The sequence below is a fragment of the Mixta tenebrionis genome (assembly GCF_006517625.1).
Classification (GTDB): Bacteria; Pseudomonadota; Gammaproteobacteria; order Enterobacterales; family Enterobacteriaceae; genus Mixta; species Mixta tenebrionis.
The window spans coordinates 52,142-64,973 of record NZ_VHQI01000010.1; the positions used below are offsets into that span (position 1 = coordinate 52,142).

Genomic DNA, 12,832 nt, shown 5'->3' on the forward strand with positions numbered 1-12,832 from the left:
CGGGCCGCCGGCCCGCTACGCTCAGGTCGCGTGACGCCCTTGTTTTACGCCAGATTGAGGATATGCCCGATGCCCATTCAGATCCTGCCGCCCCAGTTAGCTAACCAGATCGCCGCCGGTGAAGTGGTCGAGCGTCCGGCATCGGTCGTAAAGGAGCTGGTGGAAAACAGCCTTGATGCGGGCGCCACGCGCATTGATATCGATATCGAAAAAGGCGGCGCCAAACTGATTCGCATCCGCGATAACGGCAGCGGCATTGGTAAAGAGGAACTGGCGATGGCGCTGGCGCGTCACGCTACCAGCAAAATCGCCTCGCTGGACGATCTGGAAGCGATCGTGAGCCTTGGATTTCGCGGCGAAGCGCTGGCCAGTATCAGCTCGGTGTCTCGCCTGACGCTGACTTCGCGTCCCGCCGAGCAGAGCGAGGCCTGGCAGGCCTACGCGGAAGGGCGCGATATGACGGTAACGGTAAAGCCGGCGGCGCATCCGCCCGGCACCACGCTGGAGGTACTCGATCTCTTTTACAATACGCCGGCGCGGCGTAAATTCCTGCGCACCGAGAAAACGGAATTTACCCATATTGATGAGGTAGTGCGGCGTATTGCGCTGGCGCGCTTCGATATCGCTATTTCGCTGACCCACAACGGCAAGCTGGTGCGCCAGTATCGCGCGGCGACGCAGGAAAATCAGCAGCTGCGGCGGCTGGGCGCAATCTGCGGCGCTACCTTTATGGAACATGCGCTGAAAATCGAGTGGCAGCATGGCGATCTGCTGCTGCGCGGCTGGGTGGCCGATCCGGCCGGCGCTCGCCAGGTCAGCGAACTGCAATATTGCTACGTCAACGGGCGCATGATGCGCGACAGATTAATCAACCACGCGATACGCCAGGCCTATCAGGAGAAACTGGGCGGCGATCATCAGCCCGCCTACGTGCTCTATCTGCAAATCGATCCGCATCAGGTTGATGTTAACGTCCATCCGGCAAAGCACGAGGTACGTTTTCATCAGTCGCGGCTGGTGCATGATTTTATCTATCAGGGCGTGATTAGCGTCTTGCAGGAAACCGGGGCGGAACGGCTGCCGCTAAACGACGAGCGGGAGATGCCGCGCTGGCAGCCGGAGAACCGACCGGCGGCGGGCGGCAACCACTTCGCCACTCCATCAGCTGAAAGCGTTGGGCGGCAGCCTGTTTCGCCGGCAGCGGGGGCATCGCCCCGCGCCTCCTCCGCCGGTAGCGCTGCGGGAAAAGGCGGCTCAGGCGCCGGCTGGCCGCAGCAGCAGCCGGGCTATCAGAAAAGAGAAGGCGCGCTGTACCAGCAGCTGCTGCAAACGCCTGCGGCGCATGCGGAGGAAGCGCCGCCGCGCGCTTCACGCCCGGAAGCGGCTGAGGCGCCGCTGCGCGGCCACAGCCAAAGCCTGGGGCGAGTGCTGACGGTGCTGCGCGATCGCTATGCGGTGGTGGAGCGTGACGGCGGGCTGGCAATGATCGCGCTGGCGGTAGCGGCGCGCTGGCTGCGCCAGGCGCAGCTGGAGCCGGGCGACGAGGGGCTGAAGCCGCAGCCGCTGCTGATTCCGGTGCGGCTGAAACTGGCTGTGCCGGAGCGCGAAGCGATGCAGCGACAGGGCGAACTGCTGCGCCTGCTCGGCATCGATTTGCAAAGCGATGGGCAGCATGTGACGCTTCGCGCGGTGCCTTTACCATTACGCCAACAAAATTTACAAATCTTGATTCCAGAACTGTTAGGCTATCTCGCCCGTCAGCAGGATATTTCGCCGACGCTGCTGGCCCAGTGGCTGGCGCGGCAGGCGGAGCTGGACGATATGCGCTGGAATCACTCACAGGCGATAGCGTTGCTGGCGGATGTCGAAAGGCTCTGCCCGACGCTGTTGAAATCGCCGCCTCCGGGTTTATTACAACCGATTGACACAGAAACGGCGTTAAGCGCCCTGAAGCATGAGTGAAAGTAAAATGGCGGGCCGGCCTAAGGCTATTTTTTTGATGGGGCCGACGGCTTCCGGTAAAACTGCGCTGGCCATCAGGCTGCGTGATCACTTGCCGGTAGAGTTGATTAGCGTTGATTCAGCTTTGATTTACCGCGGCATGGATATTGGCACTGCCAAACCTGGCGCGGAAGAGCTGGCGCTGGCGCCCCATCGTCTGCTGGACATTCGCGATCCGTCGGAAGCTTACTCAGCTGCCGATTTTCGTCGTGATGCGCTGGCGGAAATGGCGGATATCGTCTCGCAGGGGCGAATTCCGTTGCTTGTTGGTGGAACCATGCTCTATTTCAAAGCGTTGCTGGAAGGATTGTCGCCATTGCCCTCGGCCGATCCGGAAGTACGTAAGCGGATAGAACAGATGGCGCGTGAACAGGGATGGGAAGCTCTGCACCGCCAATTATGTGAAATTGATCCCATTGCCGGAGCACGTATTCATCCGAATGATCCCCAGAGACTCTCGCGAGCACTGGAAGTTTTTTTTATTTCGGGTAAAACTTTAACAGAACTGACGAAAACTGCGGGTGATGCTCTGCCCTATGATGTCGTGCAGTTCGCTATCGCTCCGGCGAGCCGTGAAGTATTGCATCAGCGTATTGCGTTGCGTTTTGAACAAATGTTGGCTTCAGGGTTTGAAGCTGAGGCGCGTGCGCTGTTTGCACGGGGAGATTTGCATACGGATTTGCCTTCCATTCGCTGTGTGGGCTACCGCCAGATGTGGTCTTACCTTGAAGGCGAGATCCCATACGACGAGATGGTTTATCGGGGAATTTGCGCCACCCGGCAGCTTGCCAAGCGCCAAATGACCTGGTTACGAGGCTGGCAACATGTTCACTGGCTTGACAGCGATCGTCCAGACCAGTCTCTTCGCCAGGTATTACAGGTTCTTGATGCGAACCGCGGGTGAATGTGTACAATTGAACCGTTATCGTGCGCAAATTTTTTACGCAGTATTTAGAGCCGCAGGGTTCTTAGTAATAAACAACAAGCATATAAGGAAAAGATAGAATGGCTAAGGGGCAATCATTACAAGACCCGTTCTTGAACGCACTGCGTCGCGAGCGTGTTCCGGTTTCGATTTATTTGGTTAATGGCATCAAACTGCAAGGGCAGATTGAATCTTTCGATCAGTTTGTGATTTTGTTGAAAAATACGGTCAGCCAGATGGTGTATAAGCACGCTATCTCTACCGTGGTTCCGTCCCGTGCCGTCTCCCACCATAGCAACAACGCTGGCGGCGGTAGCAACTATCACCACGGCGGCAATAATCAGGCAGCGCAATCGCAATCGCAATCGCAGCCGCAGCAGCAAGACGGTGATAGCGCTGAGTAAGCTCTGCCATCGCAATACCAGAACGGGGAAACTACCCCGTTTTGGTCAATTTATTAGAGAGGTTTAAGCTTGTTTGACCGTTATGATGCCGGTGAGCAGGCCATACTGGTACACATCTGGTTCTCGCAAGACAAAGAGACAGAAGACCTGCAGGAATTCGAAACGCTGGTCTCTTCCTCAGGCGTCGAAGCGCTGCGCGTGATAACCGGTAGCCGCAAAGCGCCACATCCCAAATATTTTGTCGGTGAAGGTAAAGCTGTCGAAATCGCAGAAGCGGTTAAAGCCACCGGAGCTTCCGTTGTGCTGTTCGATCATGCTCTGACCCCGGCTCAGGAACGCAACCTTGAGCGTCTGTGCGAATGCCGTGTGATTGACCGCACGGGATTAATTCTGGATATATTTGCCCAGCGCGCCCGTACTCATGAAGGTAAATTACAGGTAGAGCTGGCTCAGCTGCGCCATCTCGCCACGCGCCTGGTGCGCGGCTGGACTCACCTTGAGCGTCAGAAAGGGGGGATCGGCCTGCGCGGACCGGGTGAAACTCAGCTGGAAACCGACCGCAGGCTGCTGCGCAACCGCATCAGCCAGATTTTGTCGCGCCTGGAGCGCGTCGAAAAGCAGCGCGATCAGGGGCGTCAGGCGCGCGCCAAGGCGGATATCCCAACGGTTTCGCTGGTGGGCTATACCAACGCCGGTAAATCCACCCTGTTTAACAGCGTGACTTCCGCCGACGTTTACGCCGCCGACCAGCTGTTCGCTACTCTCGATCCGACCCTGCGCCGTATTGACGTCGCCGATGTCGGCGAGGTGGTGCTGGCGGATACGGTAGGCTTTATTCGCCATCTGCCGCACGATTTAGTCGCCGCCTTTAAGGCCACGCTGCAGGAAACGCGCCAGGCCGCGCTGCTGCTGCACGTTATCGATGCCGCCGATCTGCGTATGGATGACAATATCGCCGCGGTGGAAACGGTGCTGGAAGAGATTGAAGCCGACGAAATCCCTGCGCTGCAGGTAATGAACAAAATCGATATGCTGGAGGGTTTTGAGCCGCGTATCGATCGCAATGATGAAAACCTGCCGGTACGCGTTTGGCTTTCCGCCCAAAGCGGCGCGGGCCTGCCGCTGCTGTTTCAGGCGTTGACCGAGCGGCTGGCCGGCGAAATTGCGCATTACGATCTGCGCCTGCCGCCGGAGGCGGGGCGCCTGCGCAGCCGTTTTTATCAGCTGCAGGCCATTGAGAATGAATGGAATGAAGAGGACGGCAGCGTAGGGCTAACGATACGCATGCCGATTGTCGACTGGCGCCGCCTGTGCAAGCAGGAGCCGACGCTGGTCGATTATATTGTTTGACATGTTGCCTGAAACGCGTATCCCGGCATGGGATACCACCGCACACATAATAAATGGAGTATAAACATGGCGTGGAATCAGCCCGGTAATAACGGACAAGACCGCGACCCGTGGGGAAGCAGCAATAATCAAGGCGGCAACTCTGGGGGAAACAAAGGAGGACGCGATCAAGGGCCTCCCGATCTCGATGATATCTTCCGTAAGCTGAGCAAAAAGCTTGGCGGTCTGGGCGGCGGCAAAGGCGGCGATAACCTACGCGGCGCCGGCAACGGCGGCAAGCTGGTCGGCATCGTGGCCGCAGCGGCGGTAGTGATCTGGGCCGCCAGCGGCTTTTACACCATCAAGGAAGCGGAGCGCGGCGTGGTAACGCGCTTTGGTCAGTTTAGCCATCTGGTAGAGCCGGGTCTGAACTGGAAGCCCACCTTTATCGATCAGGTGCGCGCCGTAAACGTTGAGGCGGTGCGCGAGCTAGCCGCTTCCGGCGTGATGCTTACCTCCGATGAAAATGTCGTGCGCGTTGAAATGAACGTGCAGTACCGCGTTACCGATCCGGAGCGCTATCTGTTTGCGGTCACCAGCGCCGATGACAGCCTGCGCCAGGCGACCGACAGCGCGCTGCGCGGCGTGATTGGCCGCTCCAGCATGGATCGCATCCTGACGGAAGGGCGTACCGTGGTGCGTAGCGAAACGCAGCGTGAAATCGATGAAACCATTCGCCCGTACAATATGGGCATCACCGTGCTGGACGTCAACTTCCAGGCGGCGCGTCCGCCGGAAGAGGTGAAGGCCGCATTTGACGATGCGATCGCCGCACGTGAAAACCGCGAGCAGTACGTGCGTGAGGCGGAAGCCTACGCTAACGAAGTGCAGCCGCGCGCTAACGGTCAGGCGCAGCGTATTCTGGAAGAGGCGCGGGCCTACAAGGCGCGCGTAGTGCTGGAAGCGCAGGGTGAAGTCGCGCGCTTTGCGAAGATCCTGCCGGAGTATAAAGCCGCGCCGGAAATCACTAAAGAACGTCTCTATATCGAAACGATGGAACGTGTGCTGAGCCATACCCGCAAGGTGCTGGTCAGCGACAATAACAGCAACCTGATGGTGCTGCCGCTGGATCAGCTGATGCGCGGACAGAGTTCCTCCACCACGCCGCGCAGTAGCCAGGAGAGCAGCCTGCTGCGCCTGCCGCCGGCCTCAGGCAGCAACGAGCGCGCCAGCAGCAGCAGTTCGTCGTTCAGTCCGCAGGACATCATGGATCAGCGCCGCGCTAACGCGCAGCGCAACGACACCCAGCGCCAGGGGAGAGAGTAAACGATGCGTAAACCATTAATCGTATTAATTATTGTTGTACTGGTGGTGCTCTACGCGTCATTGTTCGTGGTGCAGGAAGGCGAACGCGGTATCGTACTGCGTTTCGGCAAAGTGTTGCGTGACGATGAGAACAAGCCGCTGGTGTTCGCGCCGGGCCTGCATTTCAAGATTCCGTTCCTGGAGTCGGTGAAAACGCTGGACGCGCGTATTCAGACTATGGATAACCAGGCCGATCGCTTTGTTACCAAAGAGAAAAAGGATCTGATCGTCGATTCCTATATCAAATGGCGCATCAGCGATTTCAGCCGCTACTATCTGGCGACCGGCGGCGGTGATATTTCACAGGCGGAAGTGCTGCTGAAACGTAAGTTCAGCGACCGTCTGCGTTCTGAAATGGGCCGCCTCGACGTTAAAGATATCGTGACCGATTCACGCGGGCGCCTGACTACCGACGTGCGCGATGCGCTGAATACCGGCAGCGCCGGACGTGATGATGAAGTGCAGACGCCGGCGGCGGATGACGCTATCGCTCACGCGGCGGCGCGCGTTGAACGCGAAACGAAGAGCAACGAGCCATCGATCAATCCAAACAGTATGGCGGCGTTGGGTATTGAAGTGGTCGATGTGCGTATCAAGCAGATCAACCTGCCGACCGAAGTGTCTGACGCTATCTATAACCGTATGCGCGCCGAGCGTGAAGCGGTAGCGCGTAGCCAGCGCTCACAGGGTCAGGAAGAGGCGGAAAAACTGCGCGCCCAGGCGGATTATCAGGTAACGCGTACGCTGGCGGAAGCTCAGCGCACGGCGCTGATCACCCGTGGTGAAGGCGATGCCGAAGCCGCTAAGCTGTTTGCCAACGCCTTCAGTCAGGATCCGGGCTTCTATGCCTTTATCCGCAGCCTGCGCGCTTATGAAAACAGCTTCGATGACGATCAAAACGTGATGGTGCTGAGCCCGGACAGCGACTTCTTCCGCTATATGAAATCGCCTTCCGGCGCTGCAACGCGCTAACGGATAGAGTACGGATAGAGTGCTGACAGAGCCGACATTGCGTCGGCTCTTTTTTTATCTCGCCGTTTTCGCCGTGCCTTTTCCGTTGCCGCCCGGCTTGTTTTCTGTCGCCGCCCGACGCGGTTTTTGTCCTGCCGGCGGCTGCCGACGCGCCCTGAATGATTTGCTCACGCTTTTTACCCTCGCTTCCTGCGTCGCCATATTTACGGCGTATCTGTCAGTGTGCATAATCGCTCGCTTCTTCCCGTTGACGATTAAAAAACAATGAAAGCAACAATCTGGATGGCGCTGGCGTTAGTGTTGGTATTAGAAGGGCTGGGTCCGATGCTGTGGCCGCGTCTCTGGCGGCGCATGATCGCTACGCTGACGCAGCTGCCCGATCGTCTGCTACAGCGTTTTGGCGGCGGTCTGGTAGTGGCCGGCGCGGTGATTTACTACATGTTGAGTGTGCACGGCGGCAGCTAAGCCTATATCCAGGCGGCGTCAGCAAAAAGGGAAAACCGGGCAACGGCATAGCCTAAATCTCGATCAAAAAAGTGCGCAATCGTATGCCAAAAGTGCTGAAAGTGAGAAATCATGGTGGTAGAATCCATTTTTAAGCAATCGGTGGTTTTAAGAAAATGGGTAAGAACGTTGTCGTACTGGGCACCCAATGGGGTGACGAAGGCAAAGGTAAGATTGTTGACCTTCTGACAGAGCGCGCTAAATATGTGGTGCGCTATCAAGGCGGCCACAATGCGGGTCATACGCTTGTCATCAACGGTGAAAAAACCGTTCTCCACTTAATCCCTTCTGGCATCCTGCGTGAAAACGTTATCAGCATTATCGGCAACGGCGTCGTGCTGTCTCCGGCTGCGCTGATGAAAGAGATGAAGGGGCTGGAGGAGCGTGGCGTCCCGGTACGTGAACGTCTGTTACTTTCTGAAGCCTGTCCGCTGATCCTGCAATACCACGTTGCGATGGATCTGGCACGCGAAAAAGCGCGCGGCGCGAAGGCGATCGGCACGACCGGGCGCGGCATCGGTCCGGCATATGAAGATAAAGTCGCCCGTCGCGGTCTGCGCGTGGGCGATCTCTTTAACAAAGAGACCTTCGCCAGCAAACTGAAAGAGATCGTTGATTTCTATAACTTCCAGCTGGTGAACTACTACAAAGCCGATGCGGTTGACTATGACGAAGTGCTGAAAGACGTGATGGAGATCGCTGATGTCCTGACCAGTATGGTGGTCGACGTTTCCGATCTGCTGGATAACGCGCGTAAGCGTGGCGATCTGATCATGTTCGAAGGCGCGCAGGGTACGCTGCTGGATATCGATCACGGCACCTATCCCTACGTTACCTCGTCCAATACCACCGCAGGCGGCGTAGCGACCGGTTCCGGTATTGGCCCGCGCTATGTTGATTATGTGCTGGGCATTATCAAGGCTTACTCAACGCGCGTTGGCGCAGGTCCGTTCCCGACCGAGCTGTTCGACGAAACCGGCGAATTCCTGTGTGAAAAAGGCAACGAATTCGGCGCCACTACCGGTCGTCGTCGCCGTACCGGCTGGCTGGATATCGTCGCGGTACGTCGCGCGGTACAGATCAACTCCCTGTCCGGCTTCTGCATGACCAAGCTGGACGTGCTGGATGGCCTGAAAGAGGTTAAAATCTGCGTCGGCTACCGCATGCCGGACGGCCGCGAAGTCACCACTACGCCGCTGGCTGCCGAAGGCTGGGAAGGCATTGAGCCGATTTACGAAACGCTGCCGGGCTGGAGTGAAAGCACCTTTGGCGCGAAATCTGTCGATGCTCTGCCGCAGGCGGCGCGCGATTACATTAAGCGCGTTGAGGCGCTGACGGGAGTACCGATTGATATTATCTCCACCGGTCCGGATCGCAGCGAGACTATGATCCTGCGTCATCCGTTTGACGCCTGATTGCGTGCAAGGCCGGACAATGTCCGGCCTTTGTCTTGTGCCTGACAGCTGGCGCTCCGCTTTTTTCCCCCGCCTATTTCGCTTATCGCTTTTCCTGCATCCGGCTGGTTTAAAAAAATGCCCTAAATTAACGGGCTGGTTTATCATCATTAGACAATAATTATGCTAAGCGGATGAAATTCACCAGAAATTCACTGAGGTTACTGTGCAGCTGACGAGTTTTACCGATTTTGGCCTGCGGGCCCTGATTTATATGGCCTCGTTACCGGCCGGACAGATGACTAATATTACTCAGGTTACCGAATCTTATGGCATATCACGCCATCATATGGTCAAAATTATCAATCAGTTAAGTCGTCTGGGCTATGTCGCAGCGGTACGGGGTAAAAACGGCGGCATCCGCCTTGGCAAGCCCGCCTCGGAAATTATCGTCGGCCAGGTAGTACGGGAAATGGAGCCGCTGCATCTGGTGAATTGCGACATCTGCGCGATTACGCCCGCCTGCCGCCTGCGCCTGGCGCTGAATGCGGCGACCGAGCAGTTCCTGCGCGAGCTGGATAATTATACGTTGGCCGATCTGGTGAAGGATAACCATCCGCTTTATAAAATTTTGCTGCCGGAGCCTGGAACACCCACGCCGACCGGCTGCTGACAACGGAGGAACCGCTATGTCAAAAGATCCTTTTCAGGAAAGAGAAGCTGAAAAATATGAGAACCCTATTCCAAGCCGCGAGTTTATTCTCGCCCATTTAGAAAAACGTGAAAAACCGGCCAGCCGTGAAGAGCTGGCGGCAGAAATGAATATTGCAGGCGATGAGCAGCAGGAGGCGCTGCGCCGTCGTCTGCGCGCCATGGAGCGTGACGGACAGCTGGTATTCACGCGCCGTCAGTGCTATGTCCTGCCTGAACGTCTCGATCTGCTGCGCGGTAAAGTGATGGGGCACCGTGACGGCTACGGTTTCCTGCGCGTCGAAGGCCAAAAAGACGATCTCTATCTCTCCGCCGAACAGATGAAATTCTGTATGCACGGCGACGTCATTCTCGCCCAGCCGCTGGGCGCCGATCGCAAAGGGCGCCGCGAGGCGCGCGTTGTGCGCGTGCTGGAGCCGCGCAACAGCCAGATCGTCGGACGCTATTTTACCGAAGCCGGCGTTGGCTTTGTGGTGCCGGACGACAGCCGCCTGAGCTTTGATATCCTGATCCCGCCGGAAGAGATCATGAACGCCCGTATGGGCTTTGTGGTTGTGGTGGAGCTGGTGCAGCGCCCGACGCGCCGTACCAAAGCCATCGGCAAAATTATCGAAGTGCTGGGCGATAACATGGGCACCGGCCTGGCGGTTGATATGGCGCTGCGCACCCATGAAATTCCGCATGAATGGCCCGCGGAAGTAGAAGCACAGGTCGCTACGCTGCGCGAAGAGGTGCCGGAAGAGGCGAAACAGGGCCGCGTCGATCTGCGTCAGCTGCCGCTGATGACTATTGACGGCGAAGACGCGCGTGATTTCGATGACGCCGTTTATTGTGAGAAAAAGCGCGGCGGCGGCTGGCGCCTGTGGGTGGCCATCGCGGACGTCAGTTATTATGTGCGTCCCGGCACGCCGCTGGATAATGAAGCGCATAATCGCGGCACCTCGGTCTATTTCCCGTCGCAGGTCGTGCCGATGCTGCCGGAAGTGCTCTCTAACGGGCTCTGCTCGCTTAACCCGCAGGTGGATCGCCTGTGTATGGTATGCGAAATGACCGTCTCCGCCAGCGGCAAGCTGACCGGCTATAAGCACTATGAAGCGGTGATGAACTCCCATGCGCGTCTGACCTATACCAAGGTGTGGTCAATCCTGCAGGGCAATCCTGAGCTGCGCGAGCAGTATGCGCCGCTGGTGAAGCATATCGAAGAGCTGCACCGCATGTATCAGGTGCTGGAAAAAGCGCGCGAGCAGCGCGGCGGCATTTCGTTTGAAACGGAAGAGGCGAAGTTTATTTTTAACGCCGAGCGCCGTATTGAGCGCGTAGAGCGTACCGTACGCAACGATGCGCACAAGCTGATTGAAGAGTGCATGATCCTGGCGAATATCGCTTCGGCGCGCTTTGTTGAGAAGCACCAGGAGCCGGCGCTGTTCCGCGATCACGATCGCCCCAGCGACGACAGCATCAAAAGCTTTCGCTCCGTGCTGGCGGAGCTGGGCCTCTCGCTGCCGGGCGGCAGCAAGCCGCAGCCGCTGGATTATGCCGAGCTGCTGGAAACCATCGCCGATCGTCCCGATCAGGAAATGCTGCAAACCATGCTGCTGCGTTCGATGAAGCAGGCGGTTTACGATCCGGAAAACCGTGGCCACTTTGGCCTGGCGCTTTCTTCTTACGCGCACTTTACCTCGCCGATCCGCCGCTATCCTGATCTGCTGCTGCACCGCGCCATCAAATATCTGATCGCTCAGCAGCAGGGCAAGCTGGAAGGCAACAGCACGCCGACCGGCGGCTTCCACTACGATATGCAGCAGATGCTGCAGCTGGGCCTGCACTGTTCGATGACCGAGCGCCGCGCCGACGAGGCTACGCGTGACGTGGCGGACTGGCTGAAGTGCGACTTTATGCAGGATCAGGTAGGCAACACCTTTACCGGGGTAATCGCCAGCGTTACCGGCTTCGGTTTCTTTGTGCGCCTGAACGATCTGTTTATCGACGGGCTGGTGCATGTCTCCACGCTGGATAACGACTACTACCGCTTTGACGCCGTAGGCCAGCGCCTGATTGGTGAATCGGGCGGACGCACCTATCGCCTGGGCGACACCGTTGAAGTTCGGGTGGAAGCGGTGCATATGGATGAGCGTAAGATCGATTTCGCGCTGATATCCAGCCAGCGCCGTCCACGCGGCGAAGGTAAAACGGAGCGCGAGAAAGCGAAGAAAGGCGGCGCCGGAGCGCACAACAAGCGCCGTCGCGAGATGCGTAAAAACGTTAATTTCGAGCCGAATGAAGCCTTCCGCGGCGAGAGCAAAAAGCCGGCAAAGGCGAAAGGCGAGAAAAAAGCGAAAAAACCTGCGGAAAAAACCCGTAAAATCGCCGCCGCAACCAAAGCGAAGCGCGCAGCGAAGAAAAAAGAGGCGTAGGCGGTAGCCACAGGCGAACCCTGTCGCGCCGCAGGCCAGAGGGCGGCAGGGCCGTCCGTAACCAGCATCGGATAAAACATGAGTGAAGTAATTTTCGGCATCCACGCCGTACAGGCGCTGTTAGAGCGCGACCCGCAGCGTTTTCAGCAGGCCTGGATTCTTAAAGGCCGCGACGATCGTCGTTTGCAGCCGTTGATCGCTGCGCTGGAAGCGCAGGGCGTTGTAATTCAGGTTGCCACGCGTCAGTGGCTGGACAGTAAATCAGAAGGCGCGGTGCATCAGGGCATCGTGGCGCAGGTGAAACCGGGACGGCACTATCAGGAGGGCGATTTACCTGATTTGCTGGCCTCCATCGAATCTCCGCTGCTGCTGATCCTTGACGGCGTTACCGATCCCCATAATCTTGGCGCCTGTCTGCGCAGCGCCGATGCGGCCGGCGTGCATGCGGTCATCGTACCTAAGGATCGTTCGGCGCAGCTTAACGCCACGGCGAAGAAGGTTGCCTGCGGCGCGGCGGAGAGCGTTCCGCTGATTCGCGTGACCAACCTGGCGCGCACCATGCGTCTGCTGCAGGAGTACCATGTCTGGATCGTCGGCACCGCGGGCGAAGCGACGCACCATCTCTGGGAGAGCAAGCTTACCGGGCCGCTGGCGCTGGTAATGGGCGCCGAGGGCGAAGGCATGCGCCGCCTGACGCGCGAACACTGCGACGATTTGATCAGCCTGCCGATGGCGGGCAGCGTTTCCTCCCTGAACGTTTCGGTTGCTACCGGCATCTGTCTGTTTGAAGCGGTGCGTCAGCGTCGCGCCTGA

Annotated in this window: 11 protein-coding genes; all 11 read left to right on the forward strand. The window is 58.0% G+C overall.

Annotated features, from left to right (window positions below; genetic code table 11):
* The first annotated feature begins 69 nt into the window (after window positions 1-69).
* The 11 genes from mutL (at window position 70) to rlmB (ending at window position 12,832) form a co-directional block, all read left to right on the forward strand.
* The gene (mutL, locus tag FKM52_RS15940; protein WP_141177145.1) at window positions 70-1,962 is read left to right on the forward strand and encodes a DNA mismatch repair endonuclease MutL; all 1,893 of its coding nucleotides are present in this window, start codon (window positions 70-72) and stop codon (window positions 1,960-1,962) included.
* Window positions 1,955-2,905, forward strand: a complete 951-nt coding sequence (gene miaA / locus FKM52_RS15945) for a tRNA (adenosine(37)-N6)-dimethylallyltransferase MiaA (RefSeq protein ID WP_141177146.1) — start codon at window positions 1,955-1,957, stop codon at window positions 2,903-2,905. The genes mutL and miaA overlap by 8 nt, the downstream gene beginning before the upstream one ends.
* Before the next feature lie 101 nt (window positions 2,906-3,006).
* Window positions 3,007-3,330 (forward strand): RNA chaperone Hfq, encoded by a 324-nt coding sequence (gene hfq / locus FKM52_RS15950; protein WP_141177147.1) that lies wholly within the window; start codon window positions 3,007-3,009, stop codon window positions 3,328-3,330.
* A 69-nt stretch (window positions 3,331-3,399) separates the two neighbouring features.
* The gene (hflX, locus tag FKM52_RS15955; RefSeq protein ID WP_141177148.1) at window positions 3,400-4,680 is read left to right on the forward strand and encodes a ribosome rescue GTPase HflX; all 1,281 of its coding nucleotides are present in this window, start codon (window positions 3,400-3,402) and stop codon (window positions 4,678-4,680) included.
* A gap of 66 nt (window positions 4,681-4,746) precedes the next feature.
* Window positions 4,747-5,985, forward strand: a complete 1,239-nt coding sequence (gene hflK, locus FKM52_RS15960; RefSeq protein ID WP_141177149.1) for an FtsH protease activity modulator HflK — start codon at window positions 4,747-4,749, stop codon at window positions 5,983-5,985.
* Between the two features lie 3 nt (window positions 5,986-5,988).
* Complete coding sequence (gene hflC, locus FKM52_RS15965; protein WP_141177150.1) at window positions 5,989-6,996, forward strand: protease modulator HflC; 1,008 nt, start codon at window positions 5,989-5,991, stop codon at window positions 6,994-6,996.
* A 264-nt stretch (window positions 6,997-7,260) separates the two neighbouring features.
* Complete coding sequence (locus tag FKM52_RS15970) at window positions 7,261-7,461, forward strand: DUF2065 domain-containing protein (protein WP_141177151.1); 201 nt, start codon at window positions 7,261-7,263, stop codon at window positions 7,459-7,461.
* A gap of 155 nt (window positions 7,462-7,616) precedes the next feature.
* The gene (locus tag FKM52_RS15975; protein WP_141177152.1) at window positions 7,617-8,915 is read left to right on the forward strand and encodes an adenylosuccinate synthase; all 1,299 of its coding nucleotides are present in this window, start codon (window positions 7,617-7,619) and stop codon (window positions 8,913-8,915) included.
* A 205-nt stretch (window positions 8,916-9,120) separates the two neighbouring features.
* Window positions 9,121-9,567, forward strand: a complete 447-nt coding sequence (gene nsrR / locus FKM52_RS15980; protein WP_141177153.1) for a nitric oxide-sensing transcriptional repressor NsrR — start codon at window positions 9,121-9,123, stop codon at window positions 9,565-9,567.
* A gap of 16 nt (window positions 9,568-9,583) precedes the next feature.
* A complete protein-coding gene (rnr, locus tag FKM52_RS15985) occupies window positions 9,584-12,019 on the forward strand; it encodes a ribonuclease R (RefSeq protein WP_141177154.1) in 2,436 nt (811 codons plus the stop codon).
* A gap of 78 nt (window positions 12,020-12,097) precedes the next feature.
* Entirely contained in the window at window positions 12,098-12,832 is a 735-nt protein-coding gene (gene rlmB / locus FKM52_RS15990) for a 23S rRNA (guanosine(2251)-2'-O)-methyltransferase RlmB (protein ID WP_141177155.1), read from the forward strand.

Bases quoted from the DNA above. Each gene is read 5' to 3' on its own strand.
- hflK (WP_141177149.1), top strand. From the start codon at position 4,747: ATGGCGTGGAATCAGCCCGGTAATAACGGACAAGACCGCGACCCGTGG.
- miaA (WP_141177146.1), top strand. From the start codon at position 1,955: ATGAGTGAAAGTAAAATGGCGGGCCGGCCTAAGGCTATTTTTTTGATG.
- rlmB (WP_141177155.1), top strand. From the start codon at position 12,098: ATGAGTGAAGTAATTTTCGGCATCCACGCCGTACAGGCGCTGTTAGAG.
- hflC (WP_141177150.1), top strand. From the start codon at position 5,989: ATGCGTAAACCATTAATCGTATTAATTATTGTTGTACTGGTGGTGCTC.
- FKM52_RS15970 (WP_141177151.1), top strand. From the start codon at position 7,261: ATGAAAGCAACAATCTGGATGGCGCTGGCGTTAGTGTTGGTATTAGAA.
- mutL (WP_141177145.1), top strand. From the start codon at position 70: ATGCCCATTCAGATCCTGCCGCCCCAGTTAGCTAACCAGATCGCCGCC.
- rnr (WP_141177154.1), top strand. From the start codon at position 9,584: ATGTCAAAAGATCCTTTTCAGGAAAGAGAAGCTGAAAAATATGAGAAC.
- hfq (WP_141177147.1), top strand. From the start codon at position 3,007: ATGGCTAAGGGGCAATCATTACAAGACCCGTTCTTGAACGCACTGCGT.
- FKM52_RS15975 (WP_141177152.1), top strand. From the start codon at position 7,617: ATGGGTAAGAACGTTGTCGTACTGGGCACCCAATGGGGTGACGAAGGC.